The organism is Bacillus proteolyticus (assembly GCF_001884065.1).
Taxonomy (GTDB): domain Bacteria; phylum Bacillota; class Bacilli; order Bacillales; family Bacillaceae_G; genus Bacillus_A; species Bacillus_A proteolyticus.
This window is the reverse complement of record NZ_MACH01000002.1, coordinates 1-17410: the sequence shown is the minus strand read 5'-3', so window position 1 is coordinate 17410 and position 17410 is coordinate 1. Positions and strand designations below refer to the sequence as shown.

14 protein-coding genes and 1 pseudogene are annotated in these 17410 nt (G+C 36.4%); 11 read left to right on the top strand and 4 right to left on the bottom strand.

Annotation, left to right across the window (positions count from 1 at the left end; genetic code table 11):
- Window positions 1–129: 129 nt before the first annotated feature.
- The 7 genes from BAQ49_RS00185 (at window position 130) to BAQ49_RS33825 (ending at window position 6965) form a co-directional block, all read left to right on the top strand.
- Entirely contained in the window at window positions 130–1305 is a 1176-nt protein-coding gene (locus BAQ49_RS00185; protein ID WP_071743718.1) for an amidohydrolase, read from the top strand.
- Between the two features lies 1 nt (window position 1306).
- Window positions 1307–1504 (top strand): DUF3311 domain-containing protein, encoded by a 198-nt coding sequence (locus BAQ49_RS00180; RefSeq protein WP_000719864.1) that lies wholly within the window; start codon window positions 1307–1309, stop codon window positions 1502–1504.
- Entirely contained in the window at window positions 1501–2973 is a 1473-nt protein-coding gene (locus tag BAQ49_RS00175) for a sodium:solute symporter family protein (protein ID WP_071743717.1), read from the top strand. Before BAQ49_RS00180 ends, BAQ49_RS00175 begins: the two co-directional genes overlap by 4 nt.
- A gap of 101 nt (window positions 2974–3074) precedes the next feature.
- The gene (gene gerLA, locus BAQ49_RS00170) at window positions 3075–4553 is read left to right on the top strand and encodes a spore germination protein GerLA (RefSeq protein ID WP_131802701.1); all 1479 of its coding nucleotides are present in this window, start codon (window positions 3075–3077) and stop codon (window positions 4551–4553) included.
- A complete protein-coding gene (gene gerLB, locus BAQ49_RS00165) occupies window positions 4554–5678 on the top strand; it encodes a spore germination protein GerLB (protein WP_071743715.1) in 1125 nt (374 codons plus the stop codon).
- Complete coding sequence (locus BAQ49_RS00160; RefSeq protein ID WP_071743714.1) at window positions 5662–6828, top strand: Ger(x)C family spore germination protein; 1167 nt, start codon at window positions 5662–5664, stop codon at window positions 6826–6828. The genes gerLB and BAQ49_RS00160 overlap by 17 nt, the downstream gene beginning before the upstream one ends.
- Window positions 6829–6839: 11 nt before the next feature.
- A complete protein-coding gene (locus BAQ49_RS33825; protein WP_084667288.1) occupies window positions 6840–6965 on the top strand; it encodes a hypothetical protein in 126 nt (41 codons plus the stop codon).
- Between the two features lie 214 nt (window positions 6966–7179).
- On the opposite strand, the gene BAQ49_RS00155 is transcribed toward BAQ49_RS33825, so the two are convergent.
- The 3 genes from BAQ49_RS00155 to BAQ49_RS00145 are packed head-to-tail and all read right to left on the bottom strand — an operon-like array spanning window position 7180 to window position 9534.
- A complete protein-coding gene (locus tag BAQ49_RS00155) occupies window positions 7180–8580 on the bottom strand; it encodes a nucleoside recognition domain-containing protein (RefSeq protein ID WP_071743713.1) in 1401 nt (466 codons plus the stop codon).
- A complete protein-coding gene (locus tag BAQ49_RS00150; protein ID WP_071743712.1) occupies window positions 8558–9280 on the bottom strand; it encodes a FeoB small GTPase domain-containing protein in 723 nt (240 codons plus the stop codon). The genes BAQ49_RS00155 and BAQ49_RS00150 overlap by 23 nt, the downstream gene beginning before the upstream one ends.
- Complete coding sequence (locus BAQ49_RS00145) at window positions 9277–9534, bottom strand: FeoA family protein (protein WP_000252989.1); 258 nt, start codon at window positions 9532–9534, stop codon at window positions 9277–9279. The genes BAQ49_RS00150 and BAQ49_RS00145 overlap by 4 nt, the downstream gene beginning before the upstream one ends.
- Window positions 9535–10043: 509 nt before the next feature.
- Between BAQ49_RS00145 and BAQ49_RS00140 the strand changes: the two genes are divergently transcribed.
- The 4 genes and pseudogenes from BAQ49_RS00140 to BAQ49_RS33375 all read left to right on the top strand — a co-directional run bounded on the left by BAQ49_RS00140 (window position 10044) and on the right by BAQ49_RS33375 (window position 13508).
- The gene (locus BAQ49_RS00140; RefSeq protein WP_071743711.1) at window positions 10044–10943 is read left to right on the top strand and encodes a phosphate ABC transporter substrate-binding protein PstS family protein; all 900 of its coding nucleotides are present in this window, start codon (window positions 10044–10046) and stop codon (window positions 10941–10943) included.
- Between the two features lie 70 nt (window positions 10944–11013).
- Window positions 11014–11904 carry a phosphate ABC transporter permease subunit PstC gene (gene pstC, locus BAQ49_RS00135; protein WP_071743861.1) on the top strand — a complete coding sequence of 297 codons (891 nt, stop codon included), beginning with the start codon at window positions 11014–11016 and terminating at the stop codon, window positions 11902–11904.
- A gap of 2 nt (window positions 11905–11906) precedes the next feature.
- Window positions 11907–12827, top strand: coding sequence for a phosphate ABC transporter permease PstA (gene pstA, locus BAQ49_RS00130; protein WP_071743710.1), 921 nt, complete (start codon window positions 11907–11909; stop codon window positions 12825–12827).
- Window positions 12828–12983: 156 nt separating this feature from the next.
- Window positions 12984–13508: pseudogene (locus tag BAQ49_RS33375) on the top strand (P-loop nucleotide/nucleoside kinase family protein).
- Between the two features lie 192 nt (window positions 13509–13700).
- Here BAQ49_RS33375 and BAQ49_RS00115 read toward each other — a convergent pair.
- Window positions 13701–16745, bottom strand: a complete 3045-nt coding sequence (locus tag BAQ49_RS00115; protein ID WP_071743707.1) for an efflux RND transporter permease subunit — start codon at window positions 16743–16745, stop codon at window positions 13701–13703.
- Window positions 16746–17410 lie beyond the last annotated feature (665 nt).

Here is a 17410-nt window from a genome sequence, read left to right as displayed (position 1 = left end):
TGAAAAAGTCATCTTTTGGATGGCTTTTTATTTTTAAGTTTATAATATAGAAAATTCAGAAGATTCTTTTAAAAGTTAACAATTCACGTTATAATGACATTTAACTTGATGAAGAAGGGGAGTAGAAAAATGGATGTCGCAAAGGAACTTGTTTTATCAAAGAATCAGTTGATTGAGTGGAGAAGGCATTTTCATAAGTATCCAGAGTTATCTTTTCAAGAGGAAAAAACATCTCAATTTGTATTCGACATACTTCGGAAAATCCCGTATTTAGAAGTTTCGCGACCTACTAAATATAGTGTAATGGCAAGGTTAATTGGTAAGCAGCCTGGTAAAACCATCGCGGTTCGTGCTGATATGGATGCTCTTCCTATTCATGAAGAAAATAAATTTGATTTTATTTCTACATATCCAGGTGTGATGCATGCGTGTGGTCATGATGGTCACATGGCAATATTGCTTGGTGTAGTACATAAGTTGGTAGAGGAAAGAGAGAAAGTTAAAGGAGAGATTCGCTTTTTATTTCAACATGCAGAAGAAAACTTTCCGGGTGGTGCAGAAGAAATGGTCGCAGTGGGAGTGATGGAAGGTGTGGATTACATTATTGGTGCTCATCTGTGGGCGTCATTAGAGGTTGGGAAAATAGGTGTAATTTATGGTCCTGCGATGGCGGCACCGGACGTTTTTAAAATTACGATAGAGGGAAAAGGTGGGCATGCTGGAATTCCGCACGAAACAGTTGATAGTATCGCCATTGGTGCACAAGTTGTTTCGCAAATCCAGCAAATTGTATCTCGCCTCACGAACCCGTTAGATTCTCTTGTAGTATCTGTTACGCAATTTCATTCTGGGACAACCCATAATGTTATCCCGGAACAAGCGGAGATTGAGGGGACAGTGAGAAGTTTAAGGCATGAATTAAGAGAGGAAACAAAGGAGAAGCTTGAACGGATTGTCAAACATATTACAGAATCTTATGGTGCTAAGTATACATTTTTTTATGAGTATGGATATCGCCCAGTTGTGAACGATTATGAAGTTACAGAGCTTATTGAACATACGGCATTACAGCTGTATGGAAGAGAAGGAGTTGTTCGTTTACAACCAACGATGGCAGGAGAAGATTTTTCGGCATTTTTACAAAAGGCACCAGGGACGTTCTTTTTTATAGGGGCAGGCAATGAAGAGAAGGGAATTATATATCCGCATCACCATCCTCGCTTTACAATTGACGAAGATGCATTACCAATTGGAATGGAAGTCTTTGTATCATCCATTATGAATTTTATAAGTAAAGGAGAATGAGATGAAGAAAATACACGTGCTAGCACTTATTCCAGTTCTTTGTTTAGTGATTGGACCAGTATTTGCAAATTCGGTCACTCCTTACGTACTTGGGATGCCATTTCTATTATTTTGGGTATTATTATCAGTGCTCATTACGTCTCTTTGTATGGGGCTTGTGTACGTATTCGATCCTGCTAATAAGGGGGATGTGAAATGATAGCATTACTTATCATTATTTTATTCTTATTTTTAGCACTATTTTTAGGGATTCGAGCACAACGTGGAAAAGATATGAATTTAGAGCAATGGTCAGTTGGAGGAAGAGGGTTTGGAACTATTTTCGTTTTTCTCCTTATGGCAGGCGAAATTTATACGACATTCACATTTTTAGGAGGAAGTGGCTGGGCGTATAGTAAAGGAGCCCCTACTTTTTATATTTTAGGGTATGGTGCATTAGCTTATATTTTATCGTATTTCTTATTGCCCCCAATTTGGAAATATGCAAAAGAGCATAACCTCGTTTCGCAGTCCGATTTTTTTGCGAAAAAATATAGTAGTAAGACGCTTGGGATAATTGTTTCAATTATTGGTGTAATTTCTATCATCCCATATCTCGTTTTGCAGCTAAAGGGATTAGGGATCATCGTTTCGGAAGCATCTTATGGAAGAGTATCGCCAGTTATTGCGGTATGGATTGGTGCTATTGTTATAACTATATATGTAATGGTTTCAGGTATACATGGATCGGCTTGGACAGCTGCTTTGAAGGATATTATGATACTATTTATCGTTATGTTTTTAGGTATATATTTACCGTACCATTATTACGGGGGATTGCAGCCGATGTTCGAAGCTGTAGAAGCAGCGAAACCAGGTTTTTTATCTTTATCTGAAGAAGGAATGAGTATTTCTTGGTTTGTTTCTACTATTATATTAACGGCTCTTGGTTTCTATATGTGGCCCCATACATTCGCCTCGGCCTTCTCTGCAAAAAATGAAAAAGTATTTAGGAAAAACGCGGCGATTATGCCTCTTTATTCTTTAGTGTTGCTTTTCGTATTCTTTGCAGGGTTTGCTGCTATCTTGCAAGTTCCAGGGTTAAAGGGAGCGGATGTAGATCTTTCATTATTCCGTCTGGCTCTTCAAACGTTTGATCCATGGTTTATTGGTATTATTGGTAGTGCAGGAGTGTTAACGGCATTAGTTCCAGGTTCCATGCTTGTTATGGCGGCATCTACGTTGTTAGCAAAAAATATTTACCGAACAATGGTGCCATCTGCTTCAGATAGACAAGTTGCAAAAGTAGCTAAGTTATTTGTACCTGTTGTAACGCTTGTTGCAGTATTGTTTACATTTAAAGGGGGAGAAACGATAGGGGCTCTTCTTTTAATGGGATACAGTATAGTTACGCAACTTTTCCCTGCGCTTGTATGTAGTTTGTTTCCTCGTCAAATTATTACGAAACAAGGTGCGATCGCGGGGATGGGGATTGGGTTGTTAATTGTCGCATATATCACCTTATCTGGTTCTACTATAGCTACGATGTTCCCGGGTGTCCCGCAGTATATGAAAGATTTGAATGTAGGTATAGTCGCGTTGTTAGTTAACATTATTGTGATGTTTGTAGTTAGTGGATTCACAAGAAATGTATCTGTAAAGACCGACAATATAATAGTAGAAAAGTAATTCGTGTGTTAGAGCTATCTTCGAAAAGAGATAGCTCTTTTTTGTATATATTTTCTTCTATTAGCGGAATCTAACTAAAAACTTGTTGAAAAGGAAGTTAGGTGGGGAAATTGTTAGAGCTAAAAGGTAACTTGTTTGAAGTTATGAAGGAAATTAGAGATGAGTTAGGTTCACCTAATGATTTAACAATTAGAGAAGTTGCTCTTGCTGGTAGTTTTACACGCTGCGCTGTCATTTTTTTATGTGGGTTAACAGATAAGGATAATGTTTATAAATATGTAGTTCGTACGCTTCAATATGAAGAAATAGAAAAAGAAGCGGCTGTTGTTCAAACGTTATTGGATCGTTTTATTTCTATCGCAGAAGTCGGCATGAAGACAACGTTTCCGGATATTATAAATGCGATTCTAGCGGGAGACACAGTTATATTAATTGATAATATTCAAACGGCTATTGTTGTTAACAGTAGGGCTTGGGAGAAAAGAAGTCTAGAACCGCCAGTGACAGAAGATTTAATTCGTGGACCGAGGGTTGGATTAAATGAAGATGTTAATGTGAATAAAATGTTAATTCGCCGTGGTTTACGTGATCCGAAGTTACGGTTTCAATCTTATATTATGGGGAAGCGATCGCAGAAAGAAGTAACCCTAGTATATATAGAGGATATTATTAACCCTTACATCGTAAAAGAGCTAGATCGGCGTCTTCAATCAATAGTGACAGATGTCATTTTTGAGACAGGAACGATTGAGCAATTAATTCAAGATAATAATTTATCGCCGTTTCCGCAGTTTTTAAATACGGAAAGACCAGATAATATAGTGGCTGCATTGGCGAAAGGGAAAGCGGCCATTTTAGTAGATGGGTCACCATTTGCTCTTATAGCTCCACTAGTGTTTGTTGATATTTTTCAATCTGTAGAAGATCATTATGAGCGTTGGCTAATTGGAACGTTACTAAGAATTTTACGTATGGGATCAGGTATCGCTGCTGTTTTATTACCTGCCATGTACGTAGCGCTTGTATCGTATCATCAAGGGCTTATTCCATCTAAACTAGCTTATTCCATTGCGGGAGCGAGAGAAGGGGTGCCGTTTCCTGCTTATATAGAAACGTTAATGATGGCATTAACGATGGAATTAATACGAGAAGCCGGGATTAGGCTTCCGAAACCGATGGGACAAACAATTGGCATTGTAGGTGGTCTTGTAATTGGAGAAGCGGCAGTAAATGCAGGGATTGTAAATCCGTTTTTAGTAATTATTATTGCAGTTACTGCAATTGCTACATTCTCACTGCCTGTATATAGTATTACGATTACGTTTCGGATTTTACTTTTCGTCTTTGTGTTAGCGGCAACTTCTTTTGGGCTGTATGGAATTATTTTAGCTCTTATTGCACTTGCGGTTCATATTACGAATTTGAAGAGTGTTGGTGTGCCATATACAACGCCTATTGCTCCTGCATTTTATAAAGATTGGAAAGAAGAACTTATTCGTATGCCAAAATCGATGTTGAAAGAGAGACCGGAATATTTACAAACGGAAGACTCTACATTACGTCCAAAGGAGCGAAAATAATTGAAACCATTTGAGTATGGGGATGAAGAAATTGGATCTCGGGAACTTGGTTTTGCGGTATCGTCAACAATTATCGGTATAGGTGCATTATCTATGCCTCGAGATATTGCTATGCAAACTTTATTCTCAGACGGTTGGATTATTTTGCTTTTGGGTGGATTGATATGTGCGGTTTTAGGTTGGTTTGTAACGAGGATAGCTATTTTATTCCCAAAGCAAAACTTTGTTCAATATACAAGTGCACATTTGACGAAGCCTGTTGCATACACAATTAGTAGCATTTTAGTATTAACATTTGCTGCTTTGACCGCATATGAATCGCGAATGATTGCAATTATTTCACAAACATATTTATTTAGTGATACACCAATACAGCTACTCTCTTTCTTCTTCTTATTAGTTGTTATTTATGGAGTAGCGGGATCGAGAGCAGCTTTAGTAAGGTTAAATGTTCTATTCTTACCTATCGTGTTCATTGCGATAGTGTTGCTTTCTTTATTGAATGTGAATTTAATGGAAATAAACAATTTACTACCGGCTTTTCAAACGAACGCAAGTCAATATGCTGTAGGAGTTAAAAATTCTATTTTCACATTTATCGGATTTGAGGTAGCTCTGTTTTATGCTGTGATGTTGAACGATAAGACAGCGAAAAAAGCGCCAATGGCAGTTGCAAAAGCAGTGATGGTAAATGTGTTGTCATACATTTTAATTTATGTAACTTGTATTAGCGTTTTTACGTATATGACAACCCGTGGATTGACGTATCCAACAATTGAATTGGGTAAAGAAATTGAAATTGGTGGAGGTTTTTTAGAAAGATTTGATGCCATTTTTTTTACTACTTGGATTATTACTATTTATAACACTACAGCAATGTATTATGACGTCGCATCTTTATTATTTTGTGCTATGTTTCCGAAAGTGAAGAAACATATTTTCATTTTTGTAAGTGCCCCGATTATTTTTATGGTGAACATGATACCCAGTAATTTGAATACTTTGTCAAGTTATGGGACTTATTTAGCTTGGATAGATATGGGGTTTGTCGTGCTAGCGCCTTTGTTAGTTTTTATTGTATATAAAATAAAAAGAAGGAATGGTAGAAATGAAACACCTTCTTAAAATTATAATGGTGATGGTTTTAGCTGGATCTATAAGTGGGTGCTCTGAGCTAGAAGAAATAGAAGAAAGAGGATTTGTAGTAGGCGCAGCTTACGATATTGTGAAGGCAAAGAAATCAAATCCAATTATGAAAGGGACGTATCAGATGGTACTTCCTAGTAAGTTAGCGCAACAAGGTGGCCAAGGCAGTGGAGATAGTGAAAATTATATTAATGTTAGTGCGAAAGCAGATAGTGTCTTTGAGCAAATACGAATTATTGCTAAAAAAGTTAGTCGCTCATTATTCTTTCCACATATACAAGTGATAATTTTTTCTAAAGATTTACTAGCGAATCCATATGTTTTACAAAATACGTTAGATGTATATATTCGTGATCACGAGATGAGAAGAAATATTCGTTTGTTCGTTTCTAAGAAAAATGCAGAAGCTATTTTAAAGCAGAGCGCCAAGCCTGAGAACTTACCGGCACAGTATATTGATATGTTAGCAGAGCATCCTCCGAAAAATGCTCAAATGATTGAAGCTGCAAGAATTGGTGAGGTACAGCAAAAAATGATTTCTAACCAAAGTTTCGTATTACCTATTCTCGAACTAACAAAGCAGGGGGTACAAATGAACGGGGCAGCGTTGTTTCGTGGAAAAGATAATAAGTGTGTAGGCAGTTTGAATGGAGAAGAAACATTAGGAATGAATTATGTAATAGGTAAAAAAATTGGAGGGTTCTTTACTATCCGTAAACAAGGTCAGCTTGTTACATACGAAATTCATAAGATGCGCCGAAAGATTAAAGTATCTACGGAAAATGCTACAAAACCGAAGTTTGATATCCATTTATATTTGGAAGGGACCTTAGCGGAGTTGCATTTTAGTGATCATAAACAAATTATGAATGAAAAGCGATTAAAGAAAACCATTGCGGAGGAAATGGAGAAGCGTATCCAAAAATCGATTAAGCTTGTTCAAAAAAAATATAAGGTAGATGTATTAGCATTAGGAGAAGTATATAAGCGGCATAATTATAAAGAATGGAAGAAGATAGATAAGAATTGGGATCAAGGTGAAAATTATTTTAGTAATGCTGAGGTTACTGTCCATGTTCATCCGACAATTGAGCATTCAGGTTCAGCTTTACCAAAGAGAGTGAAATAAGGTGATTTAAGTTGTTTACTGGACTAGGAATTAGTTGCACGATATTAATGGCGGTTCTTCCAGGAGTTATATACTTTATCCATAAAAAAATTACGACGTATGGAGCGCAGCCATGGAAAGAAAAAAAGAAACCTTAATAATTTAAGGTTTCTTTCGCGCAAAGCATATGTGAAGGAGGATACCTTCTATATATGCTTTGTTTTTATCCCACGTTAACGGGCAGTAAGAATCCTACCTAAAAAATTCGGTGGAAACAAGGTAGTTAGATAGGAAGTCAACTGCCCGTACACGCCCGATTGGTGAGGGCTAATACTCAGTAGGAAAGAGCCCTCTACTGAGTAAATTTTCACTTTATACAAGCCCTAACCAATGTACTAATTGTGTAGAGAGGAATGTAACAACAATGGCGATAACGGTAGGGATTGCAAACGATAAGAATGTCCATTTTGCACTTTTGGTTTCTTTATATATGTTAACTAGTGTTGTACCGCACGGGAAATGAAGAAGTGAGAACAACATTGTATTTAACGCAGTTAACCAAGTCCAACCGTGTTCTAAGAATAGATTTTTAATTTGATTAAAATCATCTATTTCAGTTAAAGCACCAGTTGATAAGTAAGACATTAATAAAATAGGTATAACAATTTCATTAGCTGGTAGTCCAAGAATGAATGCAGCTAGAATAAAGCCGTCAAGCCCTAACATTTTAGCGAATGGATCTAGGAAGTTTACAAAATACATAAGTAAGCTTGTGTCACCGATGAAAATGTTAGCAAGTAACCAAGTTAATGCAGCCGCAGGGGCAGCTACAACGACAGCTCGTTTTAAAACATAAATAGATTTATCGAGTGTTGCACGTACAATTGTATTCCAAACTTTTGGCTTACGGTACGGTGGTAACTCAAGGGTGTAGTGAGTTGGCACACCTTTTAAAGCTGTTTTTGATAGTACCCAAGAAACAGTTAATGTCATAATAACACCAATTACAACCATCCCAACTACAACGCCAGCAGTAACTAATGTTTGCATACTACCTGTATAACCAGCAGCCATAAATAATGAAGCCATTAAAATTAACATAGGCCAACGACCATTACAAGGAACGAAGTTGTTTGTTAAGATTGCAAGCATACGTTCACGTGGTGATTCAATAATACGTGTTGACATAATAGCGGCTGCATTACAACCAAAGCCCATTGCCATTGTTAAAGATTGTTTGCCATGTGCACCGGAGCGTTTGAATAAGCGGTCCATATTAAATGCAACACGTGGTAAGTATCCGTAGTTTTCTAATAGTGCGAACATAGGGAAGAAGATTGCCATAGGTGGTAACATAACGCTAATAACAGCACCGATACCACGGAATAAACCAAGTATTAAAATGCCATGTAACCATTCAGGTGCATGCGCTGCTTGGAACCAAGATGTTAAATATCCCTCGGTCCATCCGAAGAATTCAGCAATCATATCAGACGGTACGTTAGCGCCTGCAATTGTAAGATAAAAAATGATAGATAAAATACCGAGCATAATTGGGAATCCCCAGATGGGAGATGTGAAAATTTTATCTAGCTTTTCGGAACGATACAATTTGTCTGTATTTGTATATTGAACGGATTCTTTACATATGCTTGCAGATGTTCGATAAATATCTCCGACAATATCATCTCGTATATCTTCTTTTGAGAGTGTTTGTGCATGTTGAATAATATAGTCTAATGGAAGAGCTTTACTGGCTGAGTGAGATTCCATTAATTACGACCTCCCTTACAAGTGGTTCATTATGGTGTTTTTGAAGTGTAGTTAAGAAATTTTTATCTCCATCTAATATACGTAACGCAATCCAACGTGCTGGATACGTATCACCGAACACTTTATAAATTTGTGGTTCTAATTCCTGAATCATACTTTCAATTTTTTCGCTGTAAGTAATTTTAATTGGTGCTGGAATGAGTTTTTTAGTTGCTACTTTAGCAATGACGCTTAGTAAATGTCCGATACCAACTCGGTTTCGGGCTGAAATTTTAACTACCGGTACACCAAGTGATTTTGCTAATTTCTTTTCGTCGATAACAATGCCTTTTTTCTCCGCTTCATCAATTAAGTTAATACAAATGACTACATCATTTGTCATTTCCATTACTTGGAGTGCTAAATTTAAATTTCTTTCCATGGCAGTTGCGTCTATAACAACTACAGTTACTTCGGGCTTTTCAAATATAATATAATCTCTTGCTACTTCCTCATCCGCAGAATTTGAATACAGTGAGTAGGTTCCAGGTAAATCTATTAATGTATATTTACTTCCGTTATGTTCATATTCCCCTTCAGCTTTTAAAACAGTTTTTCCCGTCCAGTTTCCAGTATGTTGTTTTAAGCCTGTTAAAGTATTAAATAATGTACTTTTCCCGGTATTCGGGTTGCCAGCTAAAGCAATGCGATGTTTGCTCATCTGAAATCATCTCCTATTAATACCCCGAAAATAAGGGAACTTTCTTCCTTACGTAGTGCAATAGTTGTGTTGCTTACTTGATAAGCGACCGGATCTCCAAGTGGGCTGCGTTGTAATACTTTAATCGTTGCCCCAGGGATAAATCCTAAGTCTAATAAACGTCGTTTCATAGTTCCTTCTAATTGTATCTTCTCAATTTGTACAAACTCTCCTGTTTTAAATTCAGAAAGTGGTTTTGTATTAGCCGATACCATAAAAGTTACCTCATCTCTATATTGTTAGTTTAAGTTTAAAAAGTTTCCTAAGGTAAACTTTTTGTTAGTAATATAGTAGACCACATTGGATGATGCTGTCAATTAGTACTTTAAAAATATTCAATTATTTTTAGAATTGTTCCAATTTATTTAGTTGTACTAAAAAATATTACTAAAATTCTTTTTAATGTAAATAAAGTAAGAGCGTAAAAGTTAAAAAAGATAGTGGAATTGTAAATGTAGTTTTAAGCTAAAGGGCAAAACGTAGAAATTTATTTACATTGGATTTACATTATTAAGATTAAATTTACAATACTTCGTGTTTAATGTGGAGTTTGTTGGCTTTTTTAACTATAAATGTTGGAATGTCTAGCTTTTACGGGATGTTATCTCTATTTACTTAAACTTAAAAATTGCTTAACACTCACATAATATTGTTGTCCTACAATGAATTTGTGTTCGAAAGAAAATGAATTCGAAAAGCGATAATCCAAATGGGGGTACAAGACATGGTTATGAAAAAGGGTATTAAATTTTCTTTAGCAGCTTTAGTTATGGCAGGTGCATTAGTTGGATGTGGAAAAGCAGAAAGTACGGATAAAGAGGCTGCTAAAGGAAGCGATAATGCAAAACAAGAATTATCAGGTACGATTGCAGCGGCTGGTTCTACAGCTCTTCTACCTCTTGCGGAGGAAGCTGGAAAGAAATTCATGGAGAAAAACTCGAAAGTTTCTATTCAAGTTCAAGGTGGCGGTAGTGGAACTGGGATTAACCAAGTAGCATCGGGTGCAGTACAAATTGGTAATTCAGATGTTCCGTCTGGAGATAAAATAAAAGATGCTGAAAAGGCGAAAGAATTAGTAGATAACAAGGTAGCGGGTATTGCATTCGCACTTGTCGTAAATAAAGATGTAAAAGTTGATAACCTAACAGTAAAACAAGTACAAGATATCTTCACTGGAAAAGTAACGAACTGGAAAGAGGTAGGCGGGAAAGATGAAAAAATCAACGTAATTAACCGTCCAGCTTCATCTGGTACACGTGCTACATTTGAAAAAACAGTTATGAAAGACGCAAAAATTAATGATGGAACTGGTACAACACAAGATTCTAACGGTGCAGTAGAGCAAGCGATTAATTCTACGCCAGGCTCAGTGAGTTATTTAGCAATGTCTTACATGGTTGGTGATAAAAAAGGTGCGCTACAAACAGTAAAAATTGATGGCGCTGAACCGAAAGTTGAAAATATTTCGTCTGGTAAATATCCATTCTGGTCTTACGAATACATGGTAACGAAAGGTGAAGCGAAAGAAGCAACAAAAGCTTACATTGATTATGTAAAAGGTAAAGACTTTGAAAAACAAGTAGAAGATATGGGTTACATTCCAATGTCTAAATTAAATAAGTAATCAAATTTATGGGGCTGGCTGCAAGGCCAGTCCTGTTCATTTCAATCTGTGAAGTGGGGTCTGTCCTGTGATGAAGGGGAAAAAACAAATAAATTACGTAAAGAGTGAATATATAGGAAGATCACTTGTTACGTTTTGTGGTATTTTAATTGTTTTAATTACATTAGCTATTATTGCGTTTATTTGCGGTAAAGGAATTCAATCTTTTACGCAAAGTGGTATCTCATTTACTGAGATGTTAACATCGACAAAATGGAATCCAAATGCTGACGAAGGAAGCTTCGGGGCTTTGATTTTTATTGTAGGTTCAACAGTGGTTTCGTTGGGTGCGGTTATTATTAGTGCGCCGATTGCTATAGCTCTTGCTATATTCATGAATTTAATTTCGCCGAAGTTTGGAAATAGAGTATTGAAGCCTGTATTAGAATTATTAGTTGGTATTCCTTCAGTTGTATACGGATTATTAGGGGTTACAATTTTAGTTCCGTTATTACGTGATTCGTTTGGGGGAGTAGGTTTTAGTTTAATTGCAGGTATTGTTGTACTAAGTATTATGATTTTACCTACTATTGCTAGTATCGCTTCTGATGCAATACGTTCTGTTCCGTTTGATTATTTAGAAGCTTCTTATGGACTAGGATCAACGAAATGGCAAGCGGTTAGCCGCGTAATTGTTCCTGCTGCTAAAAAAGGGATTTTAACAGGCATTGTTTTAGGTTTAGCGCGTGCTTTTGGTGAAGCGTTAGCGGTTCAAATGGTAATCGGAAATACGATTAAATTACCAGAAGGAATATATAGTCCGACAGCAACGTTAACAGGTATTTTGACAATGGATATGACAAATACATTGAACGGAACTGCTTGGAACAATGCGCTATGGACTTTAGCGATGATTTTACTTGTTATTTCATTCCTGTTTATTTTAGTAATTCGAGCGATTGGACAAAGAGGTGAGCGATAATAATGAATGCAAGAACGGTAAATAAAATTTGGACGGGTATCTTTTATGCAGTTGCGGCTTTAGTTGTAGCGCTGCTAGTGTTCTTAGTGTTTGAAATTTTACAAAAGGGATGGGGATTTTGGGATCCTAATTTCTTGTTTGGAGAACCAAGCAATACAAGAGCTGGTGGTGGAATTGGTCCGCAGTTATTCAATTCCTTCTACATGCTTGTTATAACGCTTGTTATATCTATTCCTCTTGGATTAGGTGCTGGAATATATTTAGCTGAGTATGCAAAACAAGGGCGTTTTTTAAGTTTTGTACGTTTATGCATTGAGACAATGGCATCCTTACCTTCTATTGTTGTTGGGTTATTCGGTTTGTTAGTGTTCGTTACAATGACAGGTTGGGGATACACAGTAATGGGTGGTGCTCTTGCTTTAACTATTTTAAACTTACCAGGTTTAACACGTGTTTGTGAAAATGCGATTTCAGAAGTTCCTCCTAATGTAAAAGAGGCAAGCCTTGGATTAGGTGCAACGAAGTGGCAAACGATCGCTCGTATTATTATTCCTTCATCCTTACCACAAATTATTACAGGGATTATTTTAGCGGCGGGTCGTATATTCGGGGAAGCGGCAGCGTTAATTTACACAGCGGGTTTAACATCTCCAATTTTAAATTCAGCAGTGGAATTATCCAGTCCTTCGCACCCTTTAAATCCATTTAGACCAGCTGAAACGTTGGCGGTTCACATTTGGAAGTTAAATTCTGAAGGGGTTATCCCAGATGCAAAGTTAATTGCGACAAAATCAGCAGCTGTATTAATTATTATGGTACTACTATTCAATGTTATTTCACGCTTTATAGCATCTGTATTACACAAGCGTTTTACAGGAACGAAAAGAAAAAGTAAAACGACGAAGAAGGTAAAAGCGGCATAAGTTGAAGATGAAAACTCTCTGTTTATAAAACAGGGAGTTTTTTTACGGTCATTTTGTTGTTGGTAGGAAAAGAAGAAGGGTGGCTGAATAGGTAACTTGATATATGGAAATCCGGATAGAAATAGGGAGGGGATTTGAAAGTGTTTTTTTTTGCAAATGTCGGGATTTCCTGTATCTGGGAAATGGACATTTTCTAAGTATATCGCTAAATTAACAGGTGCTGTTATTGTAGATCATGACGTTGCGAAATCAGCTTTATTAAAATCATTAAAGGAAAAAGGTGTTGAATCAACAGTGGTTGGGGGAATCTCCTATGATATTGAGTGGGAACTGATTGTTTTTTTGTTGGAGTAAAAGCACAGTGTGATATTAGATAGTCCATGTCTCTACGAAAGGATGATTAAAAAAGGAATAGATTTATGTCAGAAAAATGGTGCTACATTTAAATATATTGAATGTTATCTTAATAATATAGAAGAAATTAATCGTAGGTTACAAACGCGCGAACGTAAGGTAAATCAAATTACAAAAGTAGAATCAGAAGTAGCATTTAAAAAATGTCTGTCTGGCAGTAATAGGCCTTTACATGGTGAATATCTTATTGTGGATTTTGGAGAACCACTAGAGAAGTATGGTAAAAAAGTGATGGACTATATTTATCCCGCTATTTGTGGGTGGTAAAACTCCCACCTCAAAATTCAGCTGGAGCAAAGAAGTTAGACGGGAGCTAAACTGGCAGTAAACGCCCGATTGGTGCGGGCTAATAATCAGTGGGGGGGTGGACAAAACCCTGCTGATTAAAGTTTCACTTTATGGATAGGTAGAGGAATACAAAAGGCGTTATCTTCAATTATGAAGATAACGCCTTTTGGTTTAAATATCAGGTGTTTCTGTTGAAGTACTTATTTTTCTGCGGGAGCGTCTTTTTCTCCCGATTTTATCTAATAGTTCATACATAACAGGAACAACTACTAATGTAAGAATGGTTGAAACGGCTAAGCCGCCAATTACAACGACAGCTAGACTTTTTGATACCATGCTGCCAGCTTGAGATTGGCCGAATAGAAGTGGTAGCATAGCGACGATTGTTGTTATGGCTGTCATAATAATTGGGCGTAATCGAGTGGAGCCGGCTTCTAATAATGCTTCTCTTGTTTCCATACCGTTTTCTCGATTTTGTTGGACTCTTTCTATTAATACAATAGCATTTGTAACGACAATTCCGATTAACATTAATGCGCCAATCAAGGAATTTACATCAACTGGTGTTCTGGAAATGATTAATCCTAAAATGCCTCCGACAGCAGCTAATGGCAAGGAGAATAAAATTGCAAAAGGAGCGCGCGCCTGCCCGAATGTGATAACCATAATTAAATATACAATCCCGATTGCAATCCCCATAATTTTAAATAAATCAGCGAAGTTCTCTTGCATAGATTCGGTAGCACCTGCGATATTTACTTTTGCCCCGTTAGGTAAATCTAAGTCAGCTATTGCTTTGTTTACTTCTGCGCTTACTTTACTTAAATCTTCACTTGAAGCTTCTGCAGTAATTTGAATCGTTTCTTTCCCATCTTTATGGAAGATTTCCGTTTGAAGTTGTTTTTCTGAAATAGTTGCAATGTCTTTTAAAGGAATTGGTCCGTTAATAGGTGATAGTATGTTTGTGTTTAAAATATCTTCTTGCTTGTTAATGGATGCCTTTTTGTGTTCTATCATAATAGTTGTTTTTTCATTATTGATTGAGATTTCCCCAATAGGAGATTTCTTCATAAGGAATGATACTTGTTGTGCTGCTAATTCTGGTGTTAAACCTAGTTGCTCGGCCTTTGTTTGATCGATATGAATTTGCCATTCTTTTTTAGATTCTTCTATATTTGTTTTTACTTTGGAAAGAGAATCCATGCTTTTTAGTTTTGTTTCGACGATGTTAGCGGCCTTTTGTAAATTTGTTTCGTTAGTAGCTGTTACATTAAATTGTAAGTTGTTTCCGCCGCCGGAGTCAGAGTAACTCGTTTTTATATAATCAAGTTCAGCTGGTTCGAAAGCTGTATGTTCCTTTTTTAATTCTTTAATATATTGGTCGATGTCAGATCCTTTTTTAAAGACTACAAATATAGTTGCAAGATTGTTTTGAGTTGTCTGTCCCCATTGTGCATCTTCTGCGCTAGATCCCATTCGCAAAATAACATCTGTTACATCAGAATTAGAGAGGAGTTTCTTTTCGAAATCAAAGGCTTTTTGTTTTTTAGCTTCAGAATCATAATCAGCTGGAAATGTCATGTTAACGGAAAGCATTGTATCGTCCTCAGACTTTATGTTCGCTTTCGGAAGTAGTATGTAGGCTGCAATTGATCCTGCAAATAATAAAAAAGAAGTGAGTAGAATGATAAACTTATGAGAAAGAGCCCACTTTAATGTAGCGACATATCGCGGTGAAGAATGCGAATTGCGACGTTTTGTTTTTTTGAGCAGTAAAAAAGCCATAAGTGGAACGACTGTTAATGCCACAATTAAGGAAGAAAGTATAGAATACACAACTGCTAACACCATAGGTAACATTAGTTTTCCGATTACTCCCGATACGAGACCGATAGGTAAAAAAACGGCGACTGTTGTTAAAGTAGAAGAGGTAATTGCGACGGCGACCTCTTTTGTTGCATCGAGAATAATATCTTTAGAGAAAGATTCTTTTTGTAAACGACGGAAAATATTCTCGATGACAACGATACTATCATCGACGAGACGTCCAACTGCAACGGCTAAGCCACCTAGAGTTAAAATGTTAAGTGTGATGTTAGATTGGTGGAGTAAAAATAGTGTTAATAGGATAGATAATGGGATACTGACGACAGCGATGAGTGTTGTTCGAAAGCTACGTAAAAAGATTAAGATAATGAGAGTTGCGGCAATGGCCCCAAGGATTACTTCTTTTCCCATACTAGTAACAGCATTTTCAACTTGCTCATGAGTTGAAGCTAAAAGTTTAATAGAATATTGATCTTTATATTCCTTACTTATATCTTTAATCTTTTTATCAATCTCTTTTCCAATTGCAACCGCGTTTTTACTCGGCTCTTTCATGATGACTAATCCTGTTCCTTCTTCTCCGTTTATGTGTGAGATTGTATCGTAATGTTGTTTTAGTTCAATTTGAGCGACATCTTGTAATTTCACTTGAGGTGTAACGGTGATGTTTTTTATGTCATTTACATTTTTTATATCTCCGATGACACGAAGAGTGTATTCTTCCTTATTAACGGTAACTGCTCCGGCTGGAGTGGAGGTTTCTTTTCCTTGTAAAACTGTTAATACTTGCTGTGATGTTACGTTTTTATCTTTTAGTTGGTTAGGATCAAGTACGATTGATAATTCGGAAGTTGATTTTCCGAAAAACATAACATTGGCAACACCATCAATGCTTTCGAGTTGTGGTACGATTTCTTTCTCGATTTGTTTTTCGTCAGCTTTTGAAAATCCGTTTTGCTTCTGGATGGTGATTTGAGCGAGTGGAATCATAGAAGTATTTAATTGACTAACTACAGGCTTAGTTACATCTTTAGGTAATTTAATTGTATTAATTGCTTTCTCGACTTCGCGTGCCGCGTCTTTCATATTTGCCTTGGATGTATATGCGATGTCGATGCGTGATAACCCTTCATGTGTAGAAGAAGTAATGCCATCGATATGTTCTAAATTACGAAATTGTTTTTCGAGAGGATCAGTCACGTCTTTGGTCAGCGTTTCAGCATCGAGCCCTTGAGACAATGTCGTAACAGTTATTGCGGGGTTATCGATGCTTGGTAAAAACTCCATAGGTAATTTAGATCCGGAATAAACGCCGAGTATGGAAATGAGAAAAACCATGATGATAATAGCGGCTCGGTTTTTTAATGAAAACTTTGTTAACCTATCCATAAGATAATTCCTCCATTAGTTTATTTATAGTTGTGTGGGCACTTTCTTACTATATAACAAAAAATGGATATTTTTCATTAAATAAATGTAAAAAAATTCTAACAATAATCTTAAGTTAATATTTTGAAGGGAAGTTCGTTATTTCTGCAAGTGAAATTCCTGATTGTTGAAGAGAAGCATTAATTAAAGTTTTGCTCTAGTATAGTGGACTCATTTTTTGTTACTCTACATTTAAATGAGGATTTGTCCTTCTTGAGTAGAGTTATGGTTATTGTAAAATTTAAAAGGAAGAGGGCTAAGGATTAGGAATTCATGTGGGATACTGTCTGGTTGATGATAGTGTATAGTAAGTTGTCTGCAAGCAAAATGAATGTTTTCAGTAGAAAGGATAATGGTTCTTTCTATAGAAGAAAGTAGGCTAGATAATTTTTTGTGTTTTTTTATAAAAAACACTTGTTATTTAAAAACCATGATGGTATATTAATAAACGTCGCTGATGCGGAAACGCAGAAAACGACAAAAAGAAATTAAAAAACATAGTTGACATCGAAAAATGAAGATGTTAATATGATGAAGTCGCTTCTGAAGCGGCGGACAAGTTCTTTGAAAACTGAACGAAACAAACAACGTGAACGTCAATTTTTATTTTTAGATGCTAGACAAAC

Excerpts from the sequence above, each read along its gene's own strand:
- BAQ49_RS00150 (WP_071743712.1), bottom strand. The coding sequence starts at position 9,280 with ATGAGCAAACATCGCATTGCTTTAGCTGGCAACCCGAATACCGGGAAA.
- BAQ49_RS00175 (WP_071743717.1), top strand. The coding sequence starts at position 1,501 with ATGATAGCATTACTTATCATTATTTTATTCTTATTTTTAGCACTATTT.
- BAQ49_RS00180 (WP_000719864.1), top strand. The coding sequence starts at position 1,307 with ATGAAGAAAATACACGTGCTAGCACTTATTCCAGTTCTTTGTTTAGTG.
- pstC (WP_071743861.1), top strand. The coding sequence starts at position 11,014 with ATGAAGGGGAAAAAACAAATAAATTACGTAAAGAGTGAATATATAGGA.
- pstA (WP_071743710.1), top strand. The coding sequence starts at position 11,907 with ATGAATGCAAGAACGGTAAATAAAATTTGGACGGGTATCTTTTATGCA.
- BAQ49_RS00185 (WP_071743718.1), top strand. The coding sequence starts at position 130 with ATGGATGTCGCAAAGGAACTTGTTTTATCAAAGAATCAGTTGATTGAG.
- BAQ49_RS00145 (WP_000252989.1), bottom strand. The coding sequence starts at position 9,534 with ATGGTATCGGCTAATACAAAACCACTTTCTGAATTTAAAACAGGAGAG.
- BAQ49_RS00155 (WP_071743713.1), bottom strand. The coding sequence starts at position 8,580 with ATGGAATCTCACTCAGCCAGTAAAGCTCTTCCATTAGACTATATTATT.
- BAQ49_RS00160 (WP_071743714.1), top strand. The coding sequence starts at position 5,662 with ATGAAACACCTTCTTAAAATTATAATGGTGATGGTTTTAGCTGGATCT.
- BAQ49_RS00115 (WP_071743707.1), bottom strand. The coding sequence starts at position 16,745 with ATGGATAGGTTAACAAAGTTTTCATTAAAAAACCGAGCCGCTATTATC.
- BAQ49_RS00140 (WP_071743711.1), top strand. The coding sequence starts at position 10,044 with ATGGTTATGAAAAAGGGTATTAAATTTTCTTTAGCAGCTTTAGTTATG.